Source organism: Bacillus cereus group sp. BfR-BA-01383, from assembly GCF_022663495.1.
GTDB classification, from domain to species: Bacteria; Bacillota; Bacilli; order Bacillales; family Bacillaceae_G; genus Bacillus_A; species Bacillus_A cereus_AU.
In genome coordinates, this window is sequence record NZ_JAKUFP010000001.1 from 347,350 (window position 1) to 372,352 (window position 25,003).

Here is a 25,003-nt window from a genome sequence, read left to right on the forward strand (position 1 = left end):
CCTTATAGCATCATTTTTGCTTTCGTGAATACATGCTGTAATTCTTCCCTCGATAAGTTATCTTTTTCTAAAGATGCAAATAGTTCTTTCAAATCCATATGACGCTTTTGTTCCTCTAGCGCTGTAATATCATATTCCAGCGGAACATGCTTCACCGTTACATTTGCTTGTTCAAATAACTCTACGGCATACGGATGGTTTTTATAATCCTGTGCATAATAAACTGCTGTAATACCACTTTGAATAATTGCCTTACAGCATTGTAAACAAGGGAAATGCGTAACGTAAATTTCCGCTTCCTCTGTTTTCGCTCCAAACTTTGCACATTGTAATAAAGCATTCATTTCTGCATGAATTGTACGAACACAATGATTATCAATTACGTAGCATCCATCATCTATACAATGTACGCCACCTTTAATTGAGCCATTATATCCACCAGCAATAATTCGTTTATCACGAACGATTGTCGCTCCTACCGCAAGCCTTGTACATGTACTACGTAAAGATAACAGATGGCTTTGTGTCATAAAATATTGATCCCATGAAATTCGTTCCATATTTTTCACCTTCTTTTTTGTCTACTTGTAGTGTAGCGAAAGAAGAAAAACTTCGTCAATCTTTTACGGAACAATAATTTGATCTTTTATTTTTTCTAGAGACTTCACCCCAATCCCATCAATCTCTAATAAATCTTCTATTTTCTGGAACGGACCATGTTCCTCTCGGTATTTCAAAATACTTTCTGCTTTTCGAGAGCCAATGCCTGTGATTTTTTCGAGTTGCTCTTTAGAAGCTGCATTTATTTGAATTTCCCCCTCTTTTTTTGAAAAAGCAGCCGCCTCCTGTACTTGCTCATCTTTATTCGGTACATAAAGGATCATTTGGTCTTGTACAATTTGTGCTAAATTCACCTTCTTCATATCTGCCTCTGGCAAAAAACCACCTGCCTTTTCAACTGCATCCTTGACTCGGTCCCCTTCTTTCATTTCATACACACCCTCTTTAACAATGGCCCCTTTCATATCAATGATTATTATTTTTTTCTGTTCCTTTGTATCCGATATTTTCGGTTTACTTTTTTTCTCCACATTTTTCGCTTGCACATCCATTGTAATAGGCGATTGTTCTGCACTCTGGCTCGTTTTCCAAAAAACAAGAAAAAATAAAGCTCCAATAAAAGCTACTAAACCCAACCATTTTTTCGGAAAATCCCACATCAAATTACACCTCTAATCATAAATTTATAACATCATTCATATTGTTTAGGAGAAAGCCGTTACGAAGGAGGGATGAAACATTGAACATAGGAATTATAGGGACAGGGAACATGGGGAATATACTAATCGACGCATTTTTAGAAACCCGTGCTGTCAAACCTTCGTGCCTTACAATCATTAATCGAACGTCCGCCAAAGCATATCATATAAAGGAAAAATACCCTTCTGTTCATATAGCCAAAACTATCGATGAGGTAATCGAACGATCACATCTTATTTTTATTTGCGTAAAACCGATAGATATATACCCTATCCTACAAAAATATGCTGACCATTTTTCTGATGAAAAGTGTTTAGTTTCTATCACAAGTCCAATATCCCCATCACAATTAGAGACACTTGTACCATGCCACGTCGCACGTATTATTCCGAGCATTACAAACCGTGCCTTATCTGGCGCATCACTATTTACATTCGGAAGTAAATGCTCTGAAGAGTGGCGACAAAAACTACTGCGTCTATTCAAAAACATTTCTACTCCCCTTGTAATAGAAGAAGATATAACACGCGTTTCATCTGATATAGCAAGCTGTGGCCCTGCATTCTTTAGTTATTTATTACAATGTTTCATTAATGCTGCTGTAGATAAAACAAATATTACTCATGAAGAAGCCACTACTTTAGTAAGTGAAATGGTCGTTGGAATGGGGAAATTACTTGAAAAAGAAATCTTCACATTACCTACTTTACAAGAAAAGGTATGTGTCAAAGGCGGCGTTACAGGAGAAGGTATTCGTGTTTTAGAAGAACATGTCGGAGATATGTTTCATAAATTAATCGAGCGGACACACGAAAAATTTGATGAAGATTTAAAATGCATTGATCAACAATTCAATAAACACACATAAATAAATACGTCACCAGCATTCCAAATCCTTTTTATCAATACTTATTTTTTATACTAAATTTTCACTTAAACTTGCATTTTCACACTTCACACATAGCATCTTTTTATTATTCTAGAACTAAAATAACATCTTTTTTATAAAACAAAAGCAACCTTCTCGGTTGCTTTTGTTTTATCTATTTTTCTTCGCCATGAAGAAAATACGCTCTGTTTGTTCTGTCACTTCGATTCGTTCAAAGTCACCAGTTACGCGAAGCACTGTAAATCCAGCTTCTTCAAGCCACTTCGTCAATTCTTCAACCTGATATGCACGTTGCACGTGACATTCGTCAAAACGATGGTACACATCTTCTTCTGAATCTTGAACAAAGAATGTTAAATCATGTTCTACACTATCTGGTTCTTCACCAGGGAAGCAATTCCAAATAAGAGATATTTCTTCTCCATTCACTGTGTACGTTTCATTTTGAAATACATGATGTATTTTATATAAAGAATGTACATCAAATAAAAACAAACCATCTTGGCGTAAATGGTGAAACACTCGTCTAAATGTTTCTTGCACTCCATCTTCTTGCAATACATAATTTAATGAATCACAAAAGATGGTTACACAGTCAAACTCACCTGGAACATCAAGCTCTCGCATGTCCTGTTGGTAAAAAGGAATAAAGTACCCTTCTCCTCCTAGTTTTTGCTGTGCGACAGTTAACATTTCTTCCGAAAGATCCACACCAATTAAGTCATAGCCTTTTCGCACAAGTGGAAGTGTTACGTTACCAGTTCCACATGCTACGTCAAGAATCTTTGCCTCTTTCATAGATGCCTGTTGCAAACTTTCTTCTGTGAATTCCACCCATTTATCATAAGGGACATCATTCATCAGTTCGTCATACAGCAAAGCAAATTGTTCGTATTTCATTGATCTAACTCATCTGCGATATCTTCACGCGGTACATCGCCCCATAGACGCTCTAAGTTGTAGTGATCACGCTCATCTTTATGGAACACATGCGCAACTACATCACCAAGGTCCACTAACACCCAACGTGCTTCATCAAAACCTTCCATACGTTGTACGTTAATTTCGAACTCATGTGCCTTCGCTTTAATTTCACGTGCAATTGCTTGCACTTGCTTGTCCGAATTCCCGTGACAAATAATAAAATAGTCTGCAATTGGTGAGATACCTTGCATATTTAGTACGACCATATCTTCTGCTCTCTTATCATCAGCTGCTTTTGCCGCTAATACTAATAAATCTTTATCTTTCATTTAATAATTTCCTCCTTGATAACTGCATTGTATGTTTGGAATGTTAATGGATAAATCGTTTGATCTTTTTCCATTAAAAATTGAATTGTTCGTTTTAAAGCAAACAATAAAGCTTGATTTATATCTTTATATGCGAGTTCCCTCGCTTCTTCTACACCTGGAAACTTACGTCCTGGTTCAATGTAATCTGCTACATAAATAACTTTATCTAACATTGTCATTTTTTCATGACCACTTGTATGATATGTAATAGCTTGTAGAATTTCAGAATCAGTAATGCCTACTTCTTTTTCTACTAAGTATGCCCCCACAGGTGCATGCCATAACTCTTTGTTATAGTGAAGTAGATCCTTCGGCAAATCTTCTCTCTTAATAATCTCTTCCATTTCTGAAATCGCTCTACATTTTGCATAATCATGAAAGATAGCAGCTGTCTCTGCCTTTTTCTCATCTACACCATATAAACGAGCAAGTTCAATCGCTGTTTCCATTACACCAATCGTGTGTATATAACGTTTTTCATGCATTTGTTGTTTGACAATATTAAGTGCTTCCTCACGATTCATACAACCCATTCCTCTCGATATATACCTGTACTTTTTCAGGTAGCAAATATTTACATGTTTTCTTCTCTTTATATCTCTCACGTAATAAAGATGAAGAAACTGCAAACTCCGGAATTTCCACTTTTACGATATCATAAGGCGTATTCAATGTATAACCTGGTCTCGTAACTCCAACGAAAGTTACAAGTTTAAGTAACTTTTCAATGTTATACCACTTTGGCAAATACTCAACCATGTCCCCACCAATAATAAAGTGGAACTGCACATCCGAATACTTCTCCGTTAATTGTAACATAGTGTCATACGTATAAGATGGGCCTTCTCTGTTTAGCTCTTCTAAACAAATTGAAAAGTATGCTTCTTCCTCAGTCGCCACTTGTAGCATATTTAATCGACTTTTCACACTCGTAATGTTACGGCCTTGTTTGTGCGGTGGAGTTTGGTTCGGCAAAAACCATACCTCTTCCAAACCTAAAGCATGATACACTTCATTTGCAATTAACAAATGCCCATTGTGAGGTGGATCAAATGTGCCACCAATAATGCCAATTTTTCTCAAAAGAAACGCTCCTTCCTTTTACATACAGCAACTCTCCCCATAAACATTTGAAGAGAGTCTACTGTTAATAAAAGTCCAATTGGTTTCGCTCAATATATATTAAGCGTCAACTACGAAACAACTCACGTATACCGTTTATCGTGGAAGCTTAATTTGCTTATTTTCTCTTGATTCTTTGTATAAAACAATTGTGCTTCCGATTACTTGAACGATTTCAGCTCGCGCGCCTTGTGCAAGCTCTTCTGCAACTTCACGACGATCAAATTCACAGTTTTGTAATACGCTCACTTTAAATAGTTCACGAACTTCTAACGCTTCTCCAATTTGTTTCACCATATTCTCATTTACGCCGCCTTTTCCTACTTGAAAAATTGGTGTTAAATGATGTGCTTGTGCACGTAAAAATCTTTTTTGTTTTCCTGTTAACATATATGTTAGCCTCCAAGCTTTTTTATAACTAATTGTTTCATTCTATCAATATTTGGTATGCGTCCTGTCCACATTTCAAATGCAAGTGCCCCTTGATAAACAAACATATCAATACCATTTTGAATGATTGCACCTTGCTCTTTTGCCTCACATAAAATTCTCGTTTCAAATGGATTATAAATTATATCTGATACAATCGTTCCTTTTTTTAACGAACAAATGTGTAATGGTGTATGTTCGACGTGTGGATGCATACCTATTGTTGTCGTCTGAATGATAATATCATAATTTCCTTGTTCCTCTGTTGCTTTTTCTAGCGATAAAGCAACAGAATTAACATTAGCCGTACATGCAGCAATAAGTTCTTTCGCCTTATCTACTGTACGATTGGCTACATCAATCTCTTTCACACCTACATCAGCAAGAGAAAAATAAATAGCTCGGCTAGCACCACCTGCGCCAAGTAATAAAATACGTTTCTCTTGAAGTGGTTCACTACTAATTGACTGCAGGGCTCGAACAAAACCGATTCCATCTGTATTGTAGCCAATTAATTTTCCACCCTTATGAACCACTGTATTTACTGCACCAATTTGCCTTGCTAGCGGGTCAATCTCATCCAAATACTTCATAATAGCAACTTTGTGCGGAGTTGTTACATTAAATCCCGAAATACCTAATGCTTTTAAACCTCTTACCGCTTCCCCTAGCACTTCCTCTTCAACAAGAAATGCATGATAATGGGCATCCATATTCAAGTGTTCAAATGCATCATTATGCATAACGGGTGATAATGAATGTCCAATTGGATTTCCGATTACACCATATAATTGTTTCATAAATCCCTCTCCATATTAAATTAAAGATTTACGCAATGAAACACTTACTCCTTTTGGTACGTGTGCAACAATTTTTGCTCCTGGTTCGTTCACAGTAACCCATCCTAAGCCAGAGAATACAACATCCGTTTTTGGTTCACGAATATTAAATTCGTATTTCACTAGCTCAGGCATATTTGCTAACTCTTCTGGTGTTGGTGGGCTTAGTAAATCCCCAGCATGATTTTTATACAATTCATCTGCTTTTTCCAGCTTTGTACGATGGATTGTTAAACGATTCGAGAAGTGACAAGTAAACGCACGACGACCACCACTTACATAATCAAAACGTGCCAATCCACTAAAGAATAACGTTTGTTCTTCATTTAATTGGAACACCATCGGCTTAATCTCTTTTGTTGGTGTAATAAGCTTTAAGCTTTGTTTTCCAACATAATGAGCCATTTGATGATGGTTAATAATACCTGGCGTATCATATAAAGAAGATTCTTCGTCTAATGGAATATCAATTAAATCGAGTGTTGTTCCTGGGAAATGGGATGTTGTAATTACATTTTCAGTCTCATCACTAAATTCTTTAATCATACGATTAATAAATGTTGATTTCCCTACATTCGTACATCCAACAACATAAACATCTTTACCATCGCGATAATACTCAATAGCATCCGCAAGTTCAGCAATCCCTTGTCCCTTCGCTGCACTAATTAAAAAGACATCTTCTGGCTTTAAACCAAGTTGCTTCGCACTATAGCGCATCCAATGCTTTACTTTATCATGTTTTACTGACTTAGGAATTAAATCAGCTTTATTTCCAACAAGTAATACTTTATTATTTCCTACGAAACGATGTAAGCCAGGTAACCAGCTACCATTAAAATCAAAAATATCTACAATCTTAACTACTAGCGCATCCGATTTTCCAATTCCATTTAGAATACGTAGGAAGTCATCATCCGTTAATGATACATCTTGAATTTCATTGTAATGCTTCAAGCGAAAACAACGTTGACAAATTACTTGTTCTTTCTCTAAAGATGAAGTAGGAGCATACCCCACTTCGTTTTTATTTTCTGTTTGAATTTCTACACCGCAACCAATACATTTAATTGTTTCAGTCAAACTTTATTCCTCCCAGTTAATTAAACCTTTTTTCTTCATGTTTCTCATGATTCTGCGTTCAATTTTTCGATTAAAGCGCGTCACTAATCCGTCTGTTTGTGCTACCGGTACAACTAAAATTGTATGAAGTCCCACTCGATTTCCACCAAGCACATCCGTTAGTAACTGATCCCCAATTACTACAACTTCATCTGGTTGTAAACGCATCTCTTGTATCGCACGCTTAAATGCGCGAACAAATGGTTTACGCGCACTATGAATAAATGGAATACCTAATGGATCAGCAAAGTCTTTCACACGTTGCTCATTATTATTTGAAACGACCGTTACTTGGATGCCTTGCTCTTTCATTTCCAAAAACCACTTTTCAAGTTGTGGCGTTGCATTTGGACGATCCCATTCAATTAAAGTATTATCTAAATCAGTAATAACGCCTTTAATTCCACGTTTTTTCAAATCTTCTGGTTGAACATGATATACATTTTTCACGTATTCATTTGGTAAAAATAACTTCAATTTCTTTCACCTCTTTGAGGAGTTTTCATAAAATTTTTCGACAACATTTTTCGATATATAACCTGTGGATAAAATTGTACACATTTTCCACGTTAATTTTTCAGTTAATTTGGAATTTACTAACATTCTATTCACATTTTATCCACCTAGGCATGTGGATAACCCATCGTTTGTGACTGTCATATTTTTTTGGTACATTAAATGCAACAGCGAATCAATCCTTATATTATTAGGAGGTGACTCACCTTGAAAACAAAACATATGGAACAGTTATCTACTGAGTTACTCACTGAGTCTTATTATAAAGCAAAAGAACTAAAATTAAATCCCGACTTCATTTTACTTATAAAACAAGAAATGATTAGACGCTCATTAGAGGACAAGCTTGTCAAATCGTCTTAATTACATATAAACTACTGGCCGACCTGTAAAAAGAGCCATCCTACGATGGCTCTCGAATAAACAAGTACTCCCATCTAGGGGGGCATCATTAAGCATCTTTGTCCATAACTCTTACTTACAGTTATAAAATCTTTTCTTTATTTATGAACTAATCGAGTAGCAATTTTTTCACCGAGACGAAGTTCTTGTCCACTTGTTAATTCCGGCACCACTTCTATCATATCTTTTTCAAACAATAACACAACTGTTGAACCAAATGTAAAGTATGCCATTTCTTCACCTTTTTGAACAGTACTTCTTTCATGAAGGAGCTCAATACTATTAACAAACATAGCACCTACTTTTACAAGAGCCATATGTTCACCGTCACTATTCACTTCTGTAACAGAGCGATAATTTTTTGACAATGGTTCTTTTCCGTATTCCATACCAGCTGCATTTACCGGATATGATTTTCTACCGAGTACAAATCTTTCAGTCACAGAACCAGAAAGCGGACTATGAATGCGATGATAGTGACTTGGGCTCAAATAAATGACCATATATGTACCGCCTGCATATCGCTTCGCGCGTTCTTCATTACCTAGCATATCCACAATTGAATAACGCTTGCCTTTAATATCAAATGTTTTTGTGTCCTCAATAGGACCATGATCAGCAAAAACACCATCAACAGGACTAACGATACTCGATGTATCTGTATCAACACTACGCTTTCCTTCTTTTAGCCTACGCGTAAATAATTCATGCAATGTTCTATATTCCTTTAAACCCTTTTCCATCTCATCTTGGTTAATTTGAAAAACTTTCGCATACGATGGAATAATGATAGAGCTCAAACGAGATTGTGCAAATTTACGTAATATATAAGAAGTAAAGCGACCATTTGTAAGTTCAATCATAAGTCGATATAATGTACGTCGCAAATTGCGAAACCTCCTAATCAGTCTATAACTTTAGTTTCCCCTTCTTTTCTTTCTATATCATATGGAAAATTGGTTCTTATTCCCACATATCATATAGAACTGTCTCATTATACATATCGAAAACTAAGGTATGATATTATTCTTAAATTGTTTAGCACCTTCTAATATTACAGATAGAATCCGTCATTTTCAACAGTGAACATGTATTTCTTTCCTATCACAACTCGTTTTCTTCCCTTATTTTTAAAAATAAAAGCAGCCAATTTTAAAATATGGCTGCTTGCAATGCACATTATTCTTTTGCTTTTTTCTCTTTCTCTGCCCTTACAAATTCGTGGAACATTTTCATTAAAGCACGCTTTTCAATTCTTGATACATAGCTTCTTGAAATACCAAGCGCCTTCGCGATCTCTCGCTGCGTTTTTTCTTTATCAAGCCCCAGTCCAAAACGCTTTACGATAACTTCTTTCTCTCGTTCATCTAAAATATCGATATACTCTTTAATCTTTTCTAACTCCATACTAAGCTGAATCATATCAATTACATCTTCAGACTCTGATTTTAATATATCAATAAGTGATATTTCATTCCCCTCTTTGTCTTGCCCGATCGGATCATGAAGTGAAACGTCTTTTTTCGTTTTCTTTAGTACACGTAAATGCATCAAAATTTCATTTTCAATACAGCGTGCTGCATACGTCGCAAGCTTTGTTCCTTTCCCTGCTGAATAGCTTTCGATCGCTTTAATAAGCCCAATTGTGCCAATTGAAATTAAATCTTCTGCATCTTCACCGGTGTTCTCGAATTTTTTAACGATATGAGCTACAAGCCGTAAATTATGTTCAATTAAAAGATTTCTCGCTTGAGCATCACCTTGCTCCATTAACTCTAGGTACTTTCTCTCATCATCTGATGATAACGGCTGCGGAAACGCATTGTTCTTCACATAGGAAACAAAGACAAACACTTCTCGAACCATATATCCAATTGCGGCGAATAGACTCAAACCTTTCACCTCCGCCAAAATAGTGGTCTTTATTATGTGTATGTGGGCGTGAGGTTGTTTGTGTCTGTACGACATCATTCCAATATGTTTTTAAGCATAATATTTGTCTCATAAAGCTTCGCTACATATACTTAAACAAAAGATTGGAGAGTGGAATATGAAACATTTCATTTCCTTCTTGTACCTCAGTAGCTTGTAAGAGATGAACTCCTTGTATGCTCTTGCAAGCTACTTGTACTACAAGGAGGGATTACAAATATGAAAATTAAAAGAACACGTGCTTATACAAGACACCAACGTCAACGTACAATGCACCGAAAAATGAATATCGCAAAACACGCATGGGGATATACGCCTGAAATTTCCGGTATTTTTGCAAAAGGAAAAGTTCACTGTTCTTGTGGAATGTGTACAATAAAGTGGAGAACAGAAGGGCCACCTGCTAGTGTACAGAAATGGTTATACAAAATTGATACATACGAAGAATAATCGTTCTTTCTAAAAAAGGTCTTCTACCGAAGACCTTTTTCCCTATTTAAAGACTTATTCACTCCAAATTTCCTCCCCAGTATGCGCATCTATGTAACGAATCCTCTGTCTACAATCAACGGATTCTTTATGATCTTCATTCGTCGTTTGTTTATAAATCAGCTCGTATTTTGTTTCCTCTGCATCATTATCTAAATACCATTCTAATTTCACTCGGATGGCCTCTTTGTATGTTTCTAACGCTTTTTCTTTTGTTACTTTTGGTGTTGTTTCATATGTGAGCAATTCTTTTATAATTCTGCTAGACTCTCCCGAGTAGTGCATCACAGCACCATTTTCCGCATTGATATTGATCATAAACTGTTTATACTCTGCCGGAATACCATTCACATATACAGAAAAGATAAATCTTTCAATCCCATCTTCTGCTTCTTCACGTTCCTCCCAAAGACGAAGATACTGTGTAATATCTGGAATAACTCGTTCTAAAAATTGAAGTGCTTTTTGTAAACACTCTTCTCTTGATAGTATTTGTTTTGCTTCCTTTTCGTCTGTCAGTTTTATAAAGCCCATTAATTCATTTGTTGATTTATCAATCGTAATGACAACTAAACTATTATATTCTAACATCGGTAAATGTTCTTTGAAAAATTCATTCATTAAATATGGATTCTTCTCTTCTTTCTCTTTTTGCAATTCCTCTTTCGGGACAAATTTCATCCTTCTTTCATCTTCATTTTCCGTCTCAGCTACTTTTGTAAAACTTTCTTTATCCCAGTCAAATAAATCGAATATATCCCCTTGTTGACTATCCTTTTTTGGTTTAGTAACAGCTACTGTTGGAGGTAATTTATAGTGATCTGGTCCAAACAAATCCTTACCTGTACTTGCATGAATAGACGCATGAACAGGTTCAGGCTCATACAGAAGATGATATCCTTTTACTTCTCCCCCATTTTCATATACATATGAAGAGAATGTTAAATCAGCAAACACCAGCCTCATATCTTGTCCAGCTTTCAGATTTTCTAAAACAATGTTCTCATCAACAATTTCAATTGGCCATAATGGCTTTTCTTGTATACTTTCTCCCCCGTTATAACGGAAAGCCACAACATTACCTGAAGGATGAACTCGCACAACACATCCTGTATCCGGCAACGGATATCCATTCACTTCTTGCATATAATTTATCTCTTTCCAACCACGCCAGTCATCCTTAATTAACGTATGTGTATAAAATTCTAATCCTTCTTCCACATATTTTTTTATAAATACATTTGCAACCTCTCTTGCCCTATTCTCATCTATCACTTCTTTATCACTCGAAAAATAATTTTCATCATCTATCCTGAATTCAAATAGATTACCAGTATGTCTATTTAATGAAATTTGTATCTGTTTCTCCTCATCCTCTTTATGTCCCCACCATAATAGATGATGAGGATCATCCACTCCTTCTTGATCATCTACAACAAGCTTATATTCATCTGGAATTTCAATAATATGAGCCACTTGTTCTTTTCTTTCATTAGCTTTTTGATTCATTCTACCTCTCCATTATTACAATTTAAGGTAATTATAACAAACAAAACCAAAACACATTAATAAAAAAAGACTAGAAAAATCTCTAGTCTTCTACTTCGTTTCACGATGTAACGTAACTCGCTTTAATCGTGGACAATATTTTTTTAGTTCGATGCGTTCTGGATTGTTTCGCTTATTTTTTTTAGAAATGTAATTACGATCACCGCACTCTGTACAAGCTAATGTAATATTTACACGCATATGTAATTCTCCTTTCTTTCAAAGATTGCAACTAAAACGTAATGATTACGATTTAAATGTTATACAACTTCACTTAATTTGTCAATTGCAAACAAAAGACAAAAAACTGAAACAATTAGTTCATACGAAATTCACACGAATCTATTACTATAGAAATTGTACATAGTGAACTTATTAACAATCACGTTTATTCATATAGAATCTTACTAGAAAGGAGTTGATAGTATGAAAACTAAATATCGTTTTATGATTTCATCATTTGCTGCTTGTGCTTATATGATTTGGTGTTTAGTATAATAACAACCTCACTTGTAAATAGGAAAAGGTGTGTATATAAATGGAGTATAATCAATCAACCGTCAACTACTGGAAAGCTTTTGTACTACCGTATACATTTGCTTTAGAAGAGTTAAAAACTAAATTTGAAATTATGAACCGGGAAGCTCAATTTCTAGAGGATTACAACCCGTTTGAACATATAAAAACTAGACTAAAACAACCTGCAAGTATTATTAAAAAGCTAGAGCGTAAAAACTTATCACCAACAGTTGAAAATGCTCAAACACAGTTACAAGATATTATTGGTATTCGTATTACATGTTGCTTCGTAGAAGATATCTATCATTTAAAAGAAGTAATTGAAAATCGTGAGGATATGGAAGTCGTAGACGTAAAAGATTATATTGCGAATCCAAAAGGAAACGGATATAAAAGTTTGCACATGATTATTAAATATCCTTTATCACTAAATTCTGGTACAAAAGATGTATTTGCAGAAATTCAGTTACGTACACTTGCGATGGACTTTTGGGCAAGTTTAGAACATAAACTCTATTATAAATATGAAGGGAAAATACCTGAATATTTAAAAGATGAACTACACGATGCAGCAATGAAGGCTGAAGATCTTGATAATAAAATGGCAACAATTCGTCAAGATATTGATGACATTGAAGCATGCTCAAATCAAATTTTATTACCACTGTAAAAAAGGTTCTCTCTTATGAGAACCTTTTTTATTTCTTCTCTATCGTGCGAACCTCTTCGATTTTCCATTTCTCATCTTCTTTTCCAAGCGCATACTGTACTTTCTTCTGAAGAGTGACATCCCCATCTGTCTCCTTTTCTTTCGTTTCAACAATAACATATCCTGCTTTACTAGCCTTCATATCTAAATGTTCCAATTCAATTTTCTTATTCCCCTTTTGAAAAGCAGCTTCCTTTTGTGTTTTTAAGTCTTCAGCACTAGGCATTTTCTTTGAAAATAACTCCATATGTTCAGCAAGATTTTTTTCATTCGTCGTCCGTACAAACGTTTCAATAACTGCTTGAATGGACTTCTCTTCTTCTGTTGTTATATGTGCCTTTTCCTCAGTTTTTTTAGTAGTAGGTTTTTGTTCTATATTATTCTCGTCGGGTTGACATCCAACTAGCAATACTACAAATACTAGAAGGAATCTTAATTTCCTAAATTGTTCTTTCATATTTCCATCTCCTAAAAAGAAAAGTGAGGCATTTTGCCTCACTTTCGCTCTTAATTAGCGTCTTCCTTTATTCGGATCGCCACCGCCAACAATATCAAAGACACGTTTCGCTATATTTGTATTCTCTTGAACGCCAGAGAATAAGTATTTACCTGGTCCAAATGCATATACGTTTACATCTTCACCTGTATGCCCACCTGTTGTCCAGCCTGTAACTGAACGCTTATTAAAAATATCTTCAATCGCATTATCAATCTTCGTTACATCTTTTGATGGAGCTATATCATTTACAGCTTTAATTTCTTCTGGCGTTAATTGTAAATTAATATATTTTTTCAATGTTTCTTCTACATTTGCACCTTTTGCAATTTCCTTTGCCATAAAGTCTGGTGTACGTTTTGCAGCTTTAATTGGATCTACTTTAAAGTTATACTCGCCATTTGCACCTAAAGATAATCCACCTGTAGCGTGGTCTGCCGTTGCAACAACTAATGTATTTTTATCTTTTTTCGCAAATTCGATCGCTGCTTTAAATGCTTTTTCAAAGTCTTCCATTTCACTCATTGCACCCACGATGTCATTATCATGTCCAGCCCAGTCGATTTGACTTCCCTCAACCATTAAGAAGAAACCATTTTTATTTTTGTTCAAACGCTCAATTGCTGCATTTGTCATTTCTTCTAATGAAGGGGTTTTCTCATTACGGTCAATCATTTTATCTAATCCGCCTGGTGCAAATAACCCGAGAATTTGATCATTCTTATCATTTAACAATTGATCTCGATCTGTTACATAGCTATAACCAGATTTCTGAAATTCTTCTGTAAGATTGCGATCTTTTCTAACAAAGTTATTTACACCGCCGCCAAGCATAACATCTACTTTATGCTTCCCTTTAATTTTCTCATCAAAATAATCATTTGCAATTGCGTCCATATTTTTACGGCTAATGTCATGCGCACCGAAAGCAGCTGGTGTTGCATGCGTAATTTCAGAAGTTGCTACTAATCCTGTTGATTTCCCTTTTTCTTTCGCTTGTTCAAGAACGGTTTTCACTTCCGCTTTATCGTTATCAACCGCAATTGCTGCATTATATGTTTTTATCCCTGCTGACATAGCTGTTGCTGCTGATGCAGAGTCTGTAATATTTTCATGTTCATCTTCTGGATATGTTTTTTGTGTTCCTACAAGATGCTTATCAAATTCTGTAGATTCCATCTCGAATGTTTTTGGATTATCTTTCATATAACGATGAGCCGTCATATATGAAGGACCCATACCATCCCCAATTAATACGATGACATTTTTAATCTTTGCATTGCTTCCGTTCTCATCTGCATTTACTTCACTAGAACGTGTAAAATTCCATGTTGCTACCGAAGTAACTGCTAATGACGCCACAACTGCAAATGGCCACGCTTTTTTCACAAACTTTTTCACTGTCTTGTCCCCCTAATTAGGTTATTCATTTCCCACTATCAAATTTAATAGAAGACTATTAAGAGAAAATTAGTTATATGTAAATTTTTTGTTAACTTATGTAAATGTCAGTTATAATTTGTATAACTTTGTCTTTTCGTATCAAGCTTCATTGCCTTTACAAATTACATATAAACAAGTTGGATTTCATATAACGTAAATCTCGTATTTTTAATTTCGAACCTATTTCCATGAAAATAAATAGAAATGTGGTGAACTTTTATGAAAATAGTAAAGCTAAATAAATCTTTCATTTTTGATTTACTCGACCTTTGCAAATCTGTTGGATGGTTACAAAATAAAACCTTTATGAAAAAACAATTCGAAATGTACCTTTCTATCGGCACACTTCTCGGCTATTTTCACGAAAACAAACTAATTGCAACTGGAGGAGTATTTCCCTTTAAAAATAGCTTTTCCTCCATTGGTATGTTAATCGTACACCCTAATTTTCAAGGGAGGGGGATCGGACGGATTTTGCTAAATCGTTGTTTGGAACACACTCATCAAAATCAACCCGTTGTACTTATTGCGACAAAAGCTGGCGAGCCTCTATACACATCATGCGGATTTCAAACAGTAACACCGATTCATCGTTTTGAAAAACAAACTACTAAAACAAATACTTCTTACACACAACAAGTAAAAGAAAAAGACCTTGTCTCTCTCACTTCTCTGGATCAAATTGCAATCGGTGCAAATCGCTCTCTACTTTATTCATTACTATTACCAAGAGCTGTACACTCTTTTAAAATTGAAAGAAACAATTGTATAGAAGCTTTTTCCTTCTGCATACAAAAAGATAATATATTATGTATCAATCCACTTATCGCAAAACAGGAGGAAGATGCTATTCAATTATTTAAAAAAATTTGTGAATGTTGGAACGGCACAGTACGAATTGATGTCCCACATTCACAATTTACATTTCGTAAATTTCTTCAAACGGACAATTTCCAAGAAACGCTCCTTTCACCTCTTATGATAAAAAATGGTAGCCAACTTCCTGGAAATCGTAATATGCTATTTGCTATGATAGATACAGCGTTATGTTAGAAAGGGGACACCTAATTGAAGCGATTTAGCTATTTTATGGTAGGTTGTCTTACTCTTACACTATTAGTAGGATGTAGTGCAGCAGAAAAGCCAGTAGAACAAGTAAAACAAGTTAAAAATACAATTACAGCGAAACTAACTACCGAGGAAAAAATGGTAGAAATAGATGGTCAAACCATTTACTTTAAAAAGATTGGTAATGAAAAACCACCTTTACTTATGATTCATGGATTTGGAGGGTCATCAGATGGCTTCCAAAAGATTTACTCAGATTTAGCAAAAGATCATACGATTATTTCTGTTGATGCTTTAGGATTCGGGCGCTCATCAAAGCCGATGGATTTTTATTATTCTTTTCCAACTCACGCAAACTTGTATTATAAGTTAATGAAAAAACTCGGCTATGATTCATTCGCAATACTGGGACATTCAATGGGCGGAGAAATTTCTCTTAATTTAACATATTTATACCCTGAAGCGGTTACACACCTTATCTTAACTGATGCCACAGGCGGTCCTCATACACTAGTTAATAAAAAAGGTTATCCGAAACCACAATTATCGACTGATTTAAATACTGTTTCTTCTGTTAAAGACTATGATGAGAGCCAAGTGAAGTTTAAGCGTGACGATGAAGAACATTACAACAAAATGAAATTATGGCCTAGACGTCTTCAAATCAATGCAAATGAAATCAAACAACCAACTTTAATTATATGGGGAAGAAATGATAGTAGCGTTTCTTGGAAAGAAGGAGAAACGTATCATCAATTCTTAAAAAATAGTACTCTCCATATTATCGAAAAAGGTTATCATGCACCATTTCGTCAAGAGCCACAAGAGTTTGTAGGGTATGTAAAAGATTTCTTTAAAAACAATCCGATTCAATCTGAAAAATAACATAAACGGGTATCTCATTTTGAGATACCCGTTTTCATATATTAAGCAGCTTGCTTTTGGCGTTTTGGCGTTTTTGATCCTAATACTTTCGGAATAATGAAGCCATCAATTCCAAATTTTCCAGCATTCATACCAGAAACAAGAACAAACATAGATAAGATAACCATTTCAGGGTTCACACCAATTGACCCACTAAACATATAGGAAAAGTTCATTACAAGACCGAAAAAGACCGCTGTTTTTGTTAAACAGCCTACAATTAAACCAATTCCGACTAAAATTTCTCCCCATGTTACAAGTGTATTAAATAGATCAACATTTGGAATTGCGAAATCTTGTAAAAATGATGCCCACCAAGATTGAACAGCCGGTTGCGCTCCTTTAGATTTTTCAATTGCACCTTGTAAATAACCAGTTGCATCGAATCCTTTTCCTTGTAGTTTACCGATTCCAGCCATTACCCATGTGTAACCAAGATACACTCGAATTATCGCTAATACAAAAGAAACTGCTTTGTTTTCTCTTAAAAATTGAATAACCATATCTTCCTCCTAAAGTTGTAATTAAATCAGTTACAGGTAATATAATAACATTAGTTACTTATTTTTCAAATGTTAATTATGAATAATTTGTGACATGCTCATTAATCATTAAAAACTAACGTTTATATAGTAACTTTTATTAACTGTAAAAACTTGAACATATCATACCATAAGTGATAATCATTTTCATTGAAGAAATTGTAAAAAAACTGTGTGCTAAATGTGAAACGTGTTTATTCTATATTTGAATAAACACGTTTCACACTACTTATATAGTCGAAATGTATGTGTCTCTTTATCAATTAATCTCGATTCTTGAAAAGCTTCTTCTAACGTTTTTTCATGGTTAATAATCCCGTAAAATAAGCGTATTGTAAACATAAGTGCTGCATTTCCATCTACATAATCTATCAATCCAATATACGATTTTGCACCACTTCGTAAAAAAGATTCTGCTAGCTTTTTCTCTCCTAACGCACACCTACTATTTACAATATATGTATTATGTAATTTTGCATACTTATCCTGCATTAGCAGGATAAGTTCATTTCATATATACCCGTTTCTTTCAAAAAATCTGATCTAGCTAAAACGACTTTCTGTAAATATTGCCTATATGCTGTAATTGTTCCATCGTGAGATACGATACAAATTCTTTCAGCTCTTATTTCAGAACACCAGCTAACAAATTCATCTACTATTCGCTGAAAACTATTCTCTGAAATAGTATTTACCCCTTCCTGCCATAAAAGCTTATCCCTACCTTTCTCAATCGAAAAATGTGGAAATAACTTTTTTATCATTTCCTGATCGACTATGCGATCACATGGTAATGTTTCCGTCCCTTCTCGATAAGGAAAAATACGTGGAGATACATATGGATGGACGATTTTTTGACACGCAACTTTCGTACTCCATATTGTCGCCGTTTGCAACGTTCTAAGTGTAGGACTAGCGATTAATATGTCTGTTTCTTGTAGTGGCACATCGTATTGAAGTAACTCAGCCTGATTTCTTCCCTCTCCCGACAATAGCGGATGCAATATTTGTAAACTTGATGGTAAATCCTTTGTATGTTCCCCTTCTCCATGCCGAACAAAAACGAGTTTCATACGTCTCTCCTTCTCACTATAAAATAGTCTCACATATCCCTTCCATATTGCATTCTTTATTCCTGCTACACGAACAACACGAATGTAAAAAATGTTCGACATACACAAATGGCTTTTTTAATAGCGATAAAACTGCTAACCCTTGGATTACAGATAATGAACGTGAAACAAAAATTAAACATAAAGCAATTATCGCAAGTTGGTCTGGTGTTTTCATGTTTTGTATCATTAACCTCTTAAACAAATGGTTCGATTTAGGAGGAAGTGAAAAATCACCTTTCTTACCCGATCCTGTCGCAACCATTTTACTTATACTATCGAAGAAAATTAAGCGCCTAACTTCTAACTCATGATTATCCTCCTAAATGGTTATAGTAACTATGACGAAATGAAAGGAGAGATATACAAATGAATAACTCAAATAACTTTTTAGATACACTACATGAAAAACAAGCAAAAGATGAACAAAATAGAAAACGTCAAGGGAACGGAAACCCGGCGAAGAAAAAGCCAAATAAAACACATAAATAACAATAAAAAACTTGCCTAAAATTGTCTTTTAGGCAAGTTTTTTTATTCTTCTTTCACCGAGATGACATTTTCCCAATTCCAGCTCTCATAATACCACTCTGGTACATCTATATTTTCAATCCATTTCTTTTCATGTTTTCCATCGTTATGAGCAAGCCATACATCTGCTTTCTTACGGTCTGAACGTATCCATATTAATTGATTGCTCTTCTTCATGGAAATGGGGTGGTAATCACCTTGCTTATTGGATGGATTTATAATTTGATGTTGTTCATCGCTTGTACTATCGATTTCATATAAAGATGGTAGTGGTCTTTTTTCTGGCGGAGTTTCAATCCCTGCCTCTTTTGCTCGTGAAACGATAATTACGTTATCGTTCTTCCATGTAAAATCCCAATCGACATATCCTTTCGGTGTAAATGTATTCTGCTGGAGTGCTGGCAGTTCCTTTACTTTTAAATGTTTATTTTCTAATGCAACTCTCCCGCTTCCTTCAATATAGGCTAATATATTTTTTGATGGCGCCCATTGGAACCATTGTGTGTTTAATAACATTTGATCTACTTTTTCAAACCGACTGCCATCTGCTCGAATTAAACAAAGTGTATTACTATCAGCTGACCAAGAAGCTGTTGGCACCGCTAAAAATGAAATCCATTTTTGATCTGGTGACCACTTGAATCCACTTGCAACTAACGCTAAAAAATCATCATGTTCATTTGGTAATGCATATATATGTTTCATTTTGTGCGGATTCATGTTTGCATCCTTTTGCACTTCATATAGCTGGGCTCCTGTCCATCCTGTTGGAAGCAAGTACGCTTCAGAGGAAACAAAAAACCTCTGTCCGTCTGGATACCAAGCATAATCCCCTACACCATTGGATACATTTTCAAAAGTGGCATTCTTTTTTTCTACATCATATGTACTTAATGTACCTGTAAATATAAATGCAATTATATTCTCTTTTGGTGACCATTGATAATTCGATGTTTCTGAGTGAAACGATGTAACTTTCTTTCCATCTTTCAGCCGGTACAATTCCAGTTGTTTTTGTTTCTCGCCTTTCGCATATGCAAGCCACTCTCCATCATAAGACCACTTTGGCCCTGTTATGTACTCTCCTTTTGTAAGTTGTTTTTCTTTCCCATCAACTTTAATCCAAAGATTATGATGACGAATAAAAGCAACTTTCACATCATTATTTTCTGCGCTAGTAATAGTGATGGAACATAAAAACATGAGTAACACTGCGCTACCACTTACAATGAACCTTTTCATAACACCCCTCCATTTCCTCATAGCATTCCTCACTTCTCACCTACAATATGTGAAAAATCCCCATTCGACATAATCAGAAAAAATTCCCCAAGAAATTTTCAATTCAAAGAGGATTGGTATGAATTATGTCGAAATTGTAGCAACTGATGCAGCTGGAAATACATCTAATTTAAATGTTGATTTAGAAGTGAAATAGGGTGGTACCATGATTCTTTCGCCCCTATCGGAAATTCCGACAGGGGCTTTTTCTATTTCTCACACAAACAAATATTAAATAATTCAGAATTTTATGATAAAATTATAAGCGCTTACAATTTTAAAAGTGGCTGGTACAAGCTATACAAAACCGATTTTCAATTTTATAGAAAAAAGGAGGATGTCTAAATGACAAAGAAAACAGAAATTCCATCGCATTTAAAACCATTCGTATCCACACAGCATTATGATCAATACACACCGGTGAATCACGCTGTTTGGCGTTACATCATGAGACAAAATCATAGTTTTTTAAAAGACGTTGCTCATCCAGCCTATGTGAATGGACTACAATCATCTGGTATTAATATAGATGCAATTCCAAAGGTAGAAGAAATGAATAAATGTTTAGCACCAAGCGGCTGGGGAGCTGTAACGATTGACGGACTTATTCCCGGCGTAGCATTCTTTGATTTTCAAGGTCACGGATTATTACCAATTGCAACAGATATTCGCAAAGTAGAAAATATCGAGTATACACCGGCTCCTGATATCGTTCATGAAGCTGCAGGACACGCACCGATCTTACTTGATCCTACATATGCAAAATATGTGAAACGATTTGGACAAATTGGAGCGAAAGCTTTCTCTACAAAAGAAGAACATGATGCGTTTGAAGCTGTTCGTACATTAACGATTGTAAAAGAAAGCCCAACTTCTACACCTGAAGAAGTTGCAGCCGCTGAAAATGCTGTAATTGAAAAGCAAAACTTAGTTTCTGGTTTATCAGAAGCTGAACAAATTTCACGTCTTTTCTGGTGGACGGTAGAATATGGATTAATCGGAAATATGGACAATCCAAAAATCTACGGTGCTGGTCTGCTTTCCTCTGTCGGCGAAAGCAAACATTGCTTAACAGATGCTGTAGAAAAAGTTCCATTTTCCATCGAATCATGTACAGGGACAACTTATGACGTAACAAAAATGCAACCACAACTATTTGTTTGTGAATCATTTGAGGAATTAACAGAAGCACTTGAGGAGTTCTCTGAAACGATGGCCTTTAAAACAGGTGGTAAAGAAGGATTAGAAAAAGCGATTCGCTCTGAAAACCATGCAACAGCCGAGCTAAATAGCGGATTACAAATTACAGGTACATTTACAGAAACAATTAAAAATGATGTTGGTGAAGTCATTTACATAAGAACAAGCTCACCAACAGCATTAGCAATTCACAATAAACAGCTAGCGAATCATTCTACCTCTGTACACAGTGACGGCTTTGGAACACCAATTGGATTACTCACTGAAAATATTGCATTAGAAAATTGTACAGACGAACAACTGCAATCATTAGGAATTACAATTGGAAATATTGCAGAGTTTACTTTTGCAAGTGGTATTCATGTAAAAGGAACAGTAACAGATATTGTAAAGAACGATAATAAGATTACTCTTATCTCATTTATAGATTGCACAGTTACTCATCAAGATCGTTTATTATTTGACGCTTCATGGGGAGCGTTTGATATGGCGGTTGGTTCAACAATCACTTCCGTATTCCCAGGCGCAGCAGATGCAGCATCGTTTTTCCCAGCGGATGAGGAAATAGAAGAAACTCCAACACCTCTTACATTAACTGAACTAGATCGTATGTATCAAACAGTTCGCGATATTCGTAATGAAGGTATTTTACACGACGCCCATGTCGATCAATTAGCAGCAATTCAAGAAGTATTAAATAAATTTTATCCGAAAGAATGGCTGCTTCGCCTTGAAACATTAGAATTACTTTTAGAGCATAACAAAGGTCACGAAACATCAGCAGCACTATTACAACAACTATCTACTTTCACAACGGACGAAGCTGTAACACGCCTTATTAACAATGGTCTTGCGTTACTAAAGATAAAGGATGTGAAAAATGATGCAACGATTAACTGAAGAACAAGTTCAAGAGGAATTATTGAAGTTAGATAAATGGATGGTAAAAGATGAAAAATGGATTGAACGAAAATACATGTTTTCCGACTACTTAAAAGGAGTCGAATTTGTCTCTGAAGCCGCCAAACTATCAGAAGAACATAATCACCACCCATTTATCCTTATACAGTATAAGGCAGTTATTATTACTTTGTCATCTTGGAATGCAAAAGGTTTAACAAGGCTAGATTTTGACCTCGCAAAGCAATTTGACCAACTATTTTTACAAAATGACAAAGCAATTATAAGAAAGTAAAAAAGGAGGAGCCTTTTTAGGCTTCTCCTTTTACTTTAAAATGTATACAATGTCCAAATGGATCTTTGGCCTGTAATACTCCATCTTTGTACGTAGCAATCTTGCCAATATTTTTTAAGCTTTCACATACTTGCTCTTTTTGTTTTTCATCCGCTAGTACAATTGTGAAATATTTCAAGCCAACGGAATTTGGCATTTGTGCTGGTATCCCTTCACCTTGCCATGTATTTAAGCCAATATGGTGATGATAACCACCTGCGGATACGAACAGCGCTCCATTACGAGCTGGGATTGTTACATCAAAACCAAGACCATCAACATAGAAACGTTTCGCTTCTTCTAAGTCAGCTACATGTAAATGAATATGTCCCATCACAGTACCCGCCGGGAACCCATTCCATACACTTCCTTGCTGTAATAATTCTTCACCAGCTAACGGGTTACTAACAAATGGTAGCTCTCCATTCTCATCACGCCAAACTTCTTTTTGGCGATCATGATAAATTTCAATCCCATTTCCATCTGGATCAGCTAAATAAAGAGCTTCACTAAAGTAATGATCGGCTCCACCGTGCAGTGGATATACCATCTCTACAAGGTGACGAAGAATGTTCGCTAAGTCTTGTCTATTTGGTAATAAAATTGCGTAATGATATAACCCTGTTCTTCCTCTTTGTTTCGGAAAAGCTTCTTTCTTTTCTTCAATGATAAGGAGTGGTTCATCATTTTCATTCCCAAATGTAACGACTGCTTCCTCTTCTTTTAGTACCTTCATGCTTAGTACTTCCGTATAAAAGTCTAGTGATTTCTTTATATTTGATACGTATAAATGAACAACACCAAGTGTTGTTTCGGGATGAAGTTGAAAGCTCATCTTGTTATACCCCCATTTAAATTAGTTTTTCTTTGACATTTTCTCTTTTAAGAAATTATCTACAAAACCATCAGCTTTCGCAACAAATAAGTATGCACCCATTGCTAATAATGCAAGTTCTAACTCAAATCCAGGATTTTTTCCGTCTCCTAACAAGCCAGCTGACCATTTTACTTTTACAATCGCTCCGACCATAACAAGTGCAAATAATAATCCAATATATCTTACACCTAAACCTAAAATTAACAATAGACCTCCAACTAATTCAACAGTTGCTACACCGTATGCAAGTCCTCCTGGTAAACCAATGCTTGTAAACCACCCTGCAATATTGTCAATTCCCGATTGGAATTTTGTTAAACCGTGCATAAAGAATGTTACTCCTAACACGATGCGAATAATTAAGTTACCAATATGTTGATTCATTTCTTTCTCTCCTTTATAGTTTTCTTATACAAAACTTTTATTTACATTACAAAACATACACTAATTTTTTTTATTCGTCAATTCATTTTTTATGAGAAAAAATATATTTTTTTTGCTATGATACAAATAGTTGTTTACAAAAAGGAGCTTGATTTTATGAATATCGGTTCTGCAATTCGTGAAATTCGTCAACGTAAAGGTATTACGATTGCCCAAATTTGTGAAGGAACAGGTCTTTCTAAAGGATTTATGAGTCAGGTTGAAAACAATAAAACCTCACCATCTATCTCAACTTTAGAAACGATCTCTCATTTTTTAAATGTTCCCCTTCCCTATTTATTGTTAGAACAAAAAGACCGTTTAAAAATTGTTAAAAAAGAAGAACGTAAATACAGTGTGTATGGACAAGATGAACAAAGAATTGAACATGTCGCTGAACAAGGTGGCCTTCGCCTAAATCTCGTAGAAATTCCTGCTGGATTTCCGAAAGAAAACTCACCGAATGCTCATGAAGGAGAAGAGTGTCATCTTGTATTACGCGGAAAACTAGAAGTTCAACATGGGGAAGACATTGCAATTGTTGGAGAAGGTGATTCTTTCTCCTGGAATGCGTGCGTTCCTCATATTGTTCGTAATATAGGGGAAGAATCTGCATTATTACTTATCTCTAGTCATGCAGAAAATCGAAAACGCGTTTACTAAACGATAAAAAAGAAGCCTGCTTCAATGATATGATCCCCTTATAGTAGACAGGAAAAAGAAAGCACATTAACCTGTTTACTATGGAGGGGATTTTTCTATGGGAAAAATTAGAGTCACTTACGATGTAGAATTTAAGAA

31 protein-coding genes and 2 pseudogenes are annotated in these 25,003 nt (G+C 35.3%); 11 read left to right on the forward strand and 22 right to left on the reverse strand.

All coding sequences use genetic code 11. From position 1 onward, the window contains the following. Positions 1 to 2: 2 nt before the first annotated feature. Positions 3 to 560: a ComE operon protein 2 gene (locus tag MR065_RS01980; RefSeq protein WP_242212287.1), complete on the reverse strand. Its 558-nt coding sequence runs from the start codon at positions 558 to 560 to the stop codon at positions 3 to 5. A gap of 63 nt (positions 561 to 623) precedes the next feature. Next, entirely contained in the window at positions 624 to 1,223 is a 600-nt protein-coding gene (locus MR065_RS01985) for a helix-hairpin-helix domain-containing protein (protein WP_277927217.1), read from the reverse strand. 77 nt (positions 1,224 to 1,300) lie between these two features. Between MR065_RS01985 and comER the strand changes: the two genes are divergently transcribed. Continuing rightward, a complete protein-coding gene (gene comER / locus MR065_RS01990) occupies positions 1,301 to 2,128 on the forward strand; it encodes a late competence protein ComER (protein WP_242212288.1) in 828 nt (275 codons plus the stop codon). A 171-nt stretch (positions 2,129 to 2,299) separates the two neighbouring features. On the opposite strand, the gene MR065_RS01995 is transcribed toward comER, so the two are convergent. The 8 genes from MR065_RS01995 to MR065_RS02030 all read right to left on the reverse strand — a co-directional run bounded on the left by MR065_RS01995 (position 2,300) and on the right by MR065_RS02030 (position 7,433). Next, positions 2,300 to 3,049 (reverse strand): class I SAM-dependent DNA methyltransferase, encoded by a 750-nt coding sequence (locus MR065_RS01995; protein ID WP_242212289.1) that lies wholly within the window; start codon positions 3,047 to 3,049, stop codon positions 2,300 to 2,302. After that, the gene (gene rsfS, locus MR065_RS02000; RefSeq protein ID WP_000653198.1) at positions 3,046 to 3,402 is read right to left on the reverse strand and encodes a ribosome silencing factor; all 357 of its coding nucleotides are present in this window, start codon (positions 3,400 to 3,402) and stop codon (positions 3,046 to 3,048) included. The genes MR065_RS01995 and rsfS overlap by 4 nt, the downstream gene beginning before the upstream one ends. Then, positions 3,399 to 3,968: a bis(5'-nucleosyl)-tetraphosphatase (symmetrical) YqeK gene (gene yqeK, locus MR065_RS02005; RefSeq protein ID WP_097906198.1), complete on the reverse strand. Its 570-nt coding sequence runs from the start codon at positions 3,966 to 3,968 to the stop codon at positions 3,399 to 3,401. Before yqeK ends, rsfS begins: the two co-directional genes overlap by 4 nt. Continuing rightward, entirely contained in the window at positions 3,958 to 4,527 is a 570-nt protein-coding gene (locus tag MR065_RS02010) for a nicotinate-nucleotide adenylyltransferase (protein WP_242212290.1), read from the reverse strand. Before MR065_RS02010 ends, yqeK begins: the two co-directional genes overlap by 11 nt. Before the next feature lie 135 nt (positions 4,528 to 4,662). Beyond that, on the reverse strand, positions 4,663 to 4,956 hold the full coding sequence (yhbY, locus tag MR065_RS02015; protein WP_000955228.1) for a ribosome assembly RNA-binding protein YhbY: 294 nt from the start codon (positions 4,954 to 4,956) through the stop codon (positions 4,663 to 4,665). Positions 4,957 to 4,961: 5 nt separating this feature from the next. Continuing rightward, positions 4,962 to 5,795, reverse strand: a complete 834-nt coding sequence (gene aroE / locus MR065_RS02020; RefSeq protein WP_242212291.1) for a shikimate dehydrogenase — start codon at positions 5,793 to 5,795, stop codon at positions 4,962 to 4,964. Between the two features lie 15 nt (positions 5,796 to 5,810). Further along, the gene (yqeH, locus tag MR065_RS02025; protein WP_242212292.1) at positions 5,811 to 6,917 is read right to left on the reverse strand and encodes a ribosome biogenesis GTPase YqeH; all 1,107 of its coding nucleotides are present in this window, start codon (positions 6,915 to 6,917) and stop codon (positions 5,811 to 5,813) included. A gap of 3 nt (positions 6,918 to 6,920) precedes the next feature. Beyond that, a complete protein-coding gene (locus tag MR065_RS02030) occupies positions 6,921 to 7,433 on the reverse strand; it encodes a YqeG family HAD IIIA-type phosphatase (RefSeq protein ID WP_097906201.1) in 513 nt (170 codons plus the stop codon). A gap of 246 nt (positions 7,434 to 7,679) precedes the next feature. On the opposite strand from MR065_RS02030, the gene sda reads away from it, so the two are divergent. Continuing rightward, on the forward strand, positions 7,680 to 7,835 hold the full coding sequence (sda, locus tag MR065_RS02035; RefSeq protein WP_000850097.1) for a sporulation histidine kinase inhibitor Sda: 156 nt from the start codon (positions 7,680 to 7,682) through the stop codon (positions 7,833 to 7,835). A 137-nt stretch (positions 7,836 to 7,972) separates the two neighbouring features. Here sda and MR065_RS02040 read toward each other — a convergent pair whose 3' ends face one another. Then, complete coding sequence (locus MR065_RS02040) at positions 7,973 to 8,761, reverse strand: phosphatidylserine decarboxylase (protein WP_098268150.1); 789 nt, start codon at positions 8,759 to 8,761, stop codon at positions 7,973 to 7,975. Positions 8,762 to 9,053: 292 nt separating this feature from the next. Then, positions 9,054 to 9,767, reverse strand: a complete 714-nt coding sequence (gene sigK, locus MR065_RS02045) for an RNA polymerase sporulation sigma factor SigK (RefSeq protein WP_000051382.1) — start codon at positions 9,765 to 9,767, stop codon at positions 9,054 to 9,056. 258 nt (positions 9,768 to 10,025) lie between these two features. Between sigK and MR065_RS02050 the strand changes: the two genes are divergently transcribed. Continuing rightward, positions 10,026 to 10,256: a hypothetical protein gene (locus MR065_RS02050; protein ID WP_098384718.1), complete on the forward strand. Its 231-nt coding sequence runs from the start codon at positions 10,026 to 10,028 to the stop codon at positions 10,254 to 10,256. A 54-nt stretch (positions 10,257 to 10,310) separates the two neighbouring features. Here the strand turns inward: MR065_RS02050 and MR065_RS02055 are convergent, their stop codons facing one another. Both MR065_RS02055 and rpmG read right to left on the reverse strand, forming a co-directional pair. Beyond that, positions 10,311 to 11,804 (reverse strand): YcdB/YcdC domain-containing protein, encoded by a 1,494-nt coding sequence (locus tag MR065_RS02055; RefSeq protein ID WP_242212293.1) that lies wholly within the window; start codon positions 11,802 to 11,804, stop codon positions 10,311 to 10,313. Positions 11,805 to 11,894: 90 nt separating this feature from the next. Next, entirely contained in the window at positions 11,895 to 12,044 is a 150-nt protein-coding gene (gene rpmG / locus MR065_RS02060; RefSeq protein WP_001265617.1) for a 50S ribosomal protein L33, read from the reverse strand. Positions 12,045 to 12,381: 337 nt separating this feature from the next. Here rpmG and MR065_RS02065 point away from each other — a divergent pair, with 337 nt between their 5' ends. Continuing rightward, positions 12,382 to 13,032: a GTP pyrophosphokinase gene (locus MR065_RS02065; RefSeq protein ID WP_097906204.1), complete on the forward strand. Its 651-nt coding sequence runs from the start codon at positions 12,382 to 12,384 to the stop codon at positions 13,030 to 13,032. A gap of 28 nt (positions 13,033 to 13,060) precedes the next feature. Here the strand turns inward: MR065_RS02065 and MR065_RS02070 are convergent, their stop codons facing one another. Further along, a complete protein-coding gene (locus tag MR065_RS02070; RefSeq protein WP_098989962.1) occupies positions 13,061 to 13,528 on the reverse strand; it encodes a hypothetical protein in 468 nt (155 codons plus the stop codon). A 54-nt stretch (positions 13,529 to 13,582) separates the two neighbouring features. Beyond that, complete coding sequence (locus MR065_RS02075; RefSeq protein ID WP_242212294.1) at positions 13,583 to 14,968, reverse strand: alkaline phosphatase; 1,386 nt, start codon at positions 14,966 to 14,968, stop codon at positions 13,583 to 13,585. 261 nt (positions 14,969 to 15,229) lie between these two features. Between MR065_RS02075 and MR065_RS02080 the strand changes: the two genes are divergently transcribed. Both MR065_RS02080 and MR065_RS02085 read left to right on the forward strand, forming a co-directional pair. After that, on the forward strand, positions 15,230 to 16,063 hold the full coding sequence (locus MR065_RS02080) for a GNAT family N-acetyltransferase (RefSeq protein WP_242212295.1): 834 nt from the start codon (positions 15,230 to 15,232) through the stop codon (positions 16,061 to 16,063). A 15-nt stretch (positions 16,064 to 16,078) separates the two neighbouring features. After that, positions 16,079 to 16,963 carry an alpha/beta fold hydrolase gene (locus MR065_RS02085; RefSeq protein WP_242212296.1) on the forward strand — a complete coding sequence of 295 codons (885 nt, stop codon included), beginning with the start codon at positions 16,079 to 16,081 and terminating at the stop codon, positions 16,961 to 16,963. Positions 16,964 to 17,004: 41 nt separating this feature from the next. Here MR065_RS02085 and MR065_RS02090 read toward each other — a convergent pair whose 3' ends face one another. The 3 genes and pseudogenes from MR065_RS02090 to MR065_RS02100 all read right to left on the reverse strand — a co-directional run bounded on the left by MR065_RS02090 (position 17,005) and on the right by MR065_RS02100 (position 18,617). Next, positions 17,005 to 17,505 carry a DoxX family protein gene (locus MR065_RS02090; RefSeq protein ID WP_242212297.1) on the reverse strand — a complete coding sequence of 167 codons (501 nt, stop codon included), beginning with the start codon at positions 17,503 to 17,505 and terminating at the stop codon, positions 17,005 to 17,007. Between the two features lie 264 nt (positions 17,506 to 17,769). After that, a pseudogene (locus MR065_RS02095) lies at positions 17,770 to 18,027 on the reverse strand (delta-aminolevulinic acid dehydratase); the annotation flags it as partial. A gap of 8 nt (positions 18,028 to 18,035) precedes the next feature. Next, on the reverse strand, positions 18,036 to 18,617 hold the full coding sequence (locus tag MR065_RS02100; RefSeq protein ID WP_242212298.1) for a phosphoglycerate mutase family protein: 582 nt from the start codon (positions 18,615 to 18,617) through the stop codon (positions 18,036 to 18,038). Positions 18,618 to 18,679: 62 nt separating this feature from the next. On the opposite strand from MR065_RS02100, the pseudogene MR065_RS02105 reads away from it, so the two are divergent. After that, positions 18,680 to 18,925: pseudogene (locus tag MR065_RS02105) on the forward strand (hypothetical protein); the annotation flags it as partial. Between the two features lie 100 nt (positions 18,926 to 19,025). Next, entirely contained in the window at positions 19,026 to 19,148 is a 123-nt protein-coding gene (locus MR065_RS02110; protein ID WP_242212299.1) for a DUF4023 domain-containing protein, read from the forward strand. Between the two features lie 42 nt (positions 19,149 to 19,190). Here the strand turns inward: MR065_RS02110 and MR065_RS02115 are convergent, their stop codons facing one another. After that, complete coding sequence (locus tag MR065_RS02115) at positions 19,191 to 20,429, reverse strand: TolB family protein (RefSeq protein ID WP_242212300.1); 1,239 nt, start codon at positions 20,427 to 20,429, stop codon at positions 19,191 to 19,193. A gap of 384 nt (positions 20,430 to 20,813) precedes the next feature. On the opposite strand from MR065_RS02115, the gene MR065_RS02120 reads away from it, so the two are divergent. Continuing rightward, positions 20,814 to 22,568: an aromatic amino acid hydroxylase gene (locus MR065_RS02120; RefSeq protein ID WP_242212301.1), complete on the forward strand. Its 1,755-nt coding sequence runs from the start codon at positions 20,814 to 20,816 to the stop codon at positions 22,566 to 22,568. Next, the gene (locus tag MR065_RS02125; RefSeq protein ID WP_242212302.1) at positions 22,549 to 22,863 is read left to right on the forward strand and encodes a 4a-hydroxytetrahydrobiopterin dehydratase; all 315 of its coding nucleotides are present in this window, start codon (positions 22,549 to 22,551) and stop codon (positions 22,861 to 22,863) included. Before MR065_RS02120 ends, MR065_RS02125 begins: the two co-directional genes overlap by 20 nt. 16 nt (positions 22,864 to 22,879) lie before the next feature. Here MR065_RS02125 and MR065_RS02130 read toward each other — a convergent pair whose 3' ends face one another. Both MR065_RS02130 and MR065_RS02135 read right to left on the reverse strand, forming a co-directional pair. Further along, a complete protein-coding gene (locus tag MR065_RS02130) occupies positions 22,880 to 23,737 on the reverse strand; it encodes a VOC family protein (protein ID WP_242212303.1) in 858 nt (285 codons plus the stop codon). A gap of 21 nt (positions 23,738 to 23,758) precedes the next feature. Further along, positions 23,759 to 24,163 (reverse strand): DoxX family protein, encoded by a 405-nt coding sequence (locus tag MR065_RS02135; RefSeq protein WP_001071557.1) that lies wholly within the window; start codon positions 24,161 to 24,163, stop codon positions 23,759 to 23,761. Positions 24,164 to 24,319: 156 nt separating this feature from the next. Between MR065_RS02135 and MR065_RS02140 the strand changes: the two genes are divergently transcribed. Then, complete coding sequence (locus tag MR065_RS02140) at positions 24,320 to 24,865, forward strand: helix-turn-helix domain-containing protein (RefSeq protein ID WP_097905228.1); 546 nt, start codon at positions 24,320 to 24,322, stop codon at positions 24,863 to 24,865. The last annotated feature ends 138 nt before the right edge of the window (positions 24,866 to 25,003 follow it).

Bases quoted from the DNA above. Each gene is read 5' to 3' on its own strand.
- aroE (WP_242212291.1), bottom strand. From the start codon at position 5,795: ATGAAACAATTATATGGTGTAATCGGAAATCCAATTGGACATTCATTA.
- MR065_RS02050 (WP_098384718.1), top strand. From the start codon at position 10,026: ATGAAAATTAAAAGAACACGTGCTTATACAAGACACCAACGTCAACGT.
- yhbY (WP_000955228.1), bottom strand. From the start codon at position 4,956: ATGTTAACAGGAAAACAAAAAAGATTTTTACGTGCACAAGCACATCAT.
- MR065_RS01980 (WP_242212287.1), bottom strand. From the start codon at position 560: ATGGAACGAATTTCATGGGATCAATATTTTATGACACAAAGCCATCTG.
- rsfS (WP_000653198.1), bottom strand. From the start codon at position 3,402: ATGAAAGATAAAGATTTATTAGTATTAGCGGCAAAAGCAGCTGATGAT.
- MR065_RS02130 (WP_242212303.1), bottom strand. From the start codon at position 23,737: ATGAGCTTTCAACTTCATCCCGAAACAACACTTGGTGTTGTTCATTTA.
- MR065_RS02080 (WP_242212295.1), top strand. From the start codon at position 15,230: ATGAAAATAGTAAAGCTAAATAAATCTTTCATTTTTGATTTACTCGAC.
- MR065_RS02135 (WP_001071557.1), bottom strand. From the start codon at position 24,163: ATGAATCAACATATTGGTAACTTAATTATTCGCATCGTGTTAGGAGTA.
- rpmG (WP_001265617.1), bottom strand. From the start codon at position 12,044: ATGCGTGTAAATATTACATTAGCTTGTACAGAGTGCGGTGATCGTAAT.
- MR065_RS02090 (WP_242212297.1), bottom strand. From the start codon at position 17,505: ATGGTTATTCAATTTTTAAGAGAAAACAAAGCAGTTTCTTTTGTATTA.
- MR065_RS02120 (WP_242212301.1), top strand. From the start codon at position 20,814: ATGACAAAGAAAACAGAAATTCCATCGCATTTAAAACCATTCGTATCC.
- MR065_RS02125 (WP_242212302.1), top strand. From the start codon at position 22,549: ATGATGCAACGATTAACTGAAGAACAAGTTCAAGAGGAATTATTGAAG.
- MR065_RS02100 (WP_242212298.1), bottom strand. From the start codon at position 18,617: ATGAAACTCGTTTTTGTTCGGCATGGAGAAGGGGAACATACAAAGGAT.
- MR065_RS02070 (WP_098989962.1), bottom strand. From the start codon at position 13,528: ATGAAAGAACAATTTAGGAAATTAAGATTCCTTCTAGTATTTGTAGTA.
- MR065_RS02140 (WP_097905228.1), top strand. From the start codon at position 24,320: ATGAATATCGGTTCTGCAATTCGTGAAATTCGTCAACGTAAAGGTATT.
- MR065_RS02115 (WP_242212300.1), bottom strand. From the start codon at position 20,429: ATGAAAAGGTTCATTGTAAGTGGTAGCGCAGTGTTACTCATGTTTTTA.
- yqeK (WP_097906198.1), bottom strand. From the start codon at position 3,968: ATGAATCGTGAGGAAGCACTTAATATTGTCAAACAACAAATGCATGAA.
- MR065_RS01995 (WP_242212289.1), bottom strand. From the start codon at position 3,049: ATGAAATACGAACAATTTGCTTTGCTGTATGACGAACTGATGAATGAT.
- MR065_RS02055 (WP_242212293.1), bottom strand. From the start codon at position 11,804: ATGAATCAAAAAGCTAATGAAAGAAAAGAACAAGTGGCTCATATTATT.
- MR065_RS02065 (WP_097906204.1), top strand. From the start codon at position 12,382: ATGGAGTATAATCAATCAACCGTCAACTACTGGAAAGCTTTTGTACTA.
- MR065_RS02110 (WP_242212299.1), top strand. From the start codon at position 19,026: ATGAATAACTCAAATAACTTTTTAGATACACTACATGAAAAACAAGCA.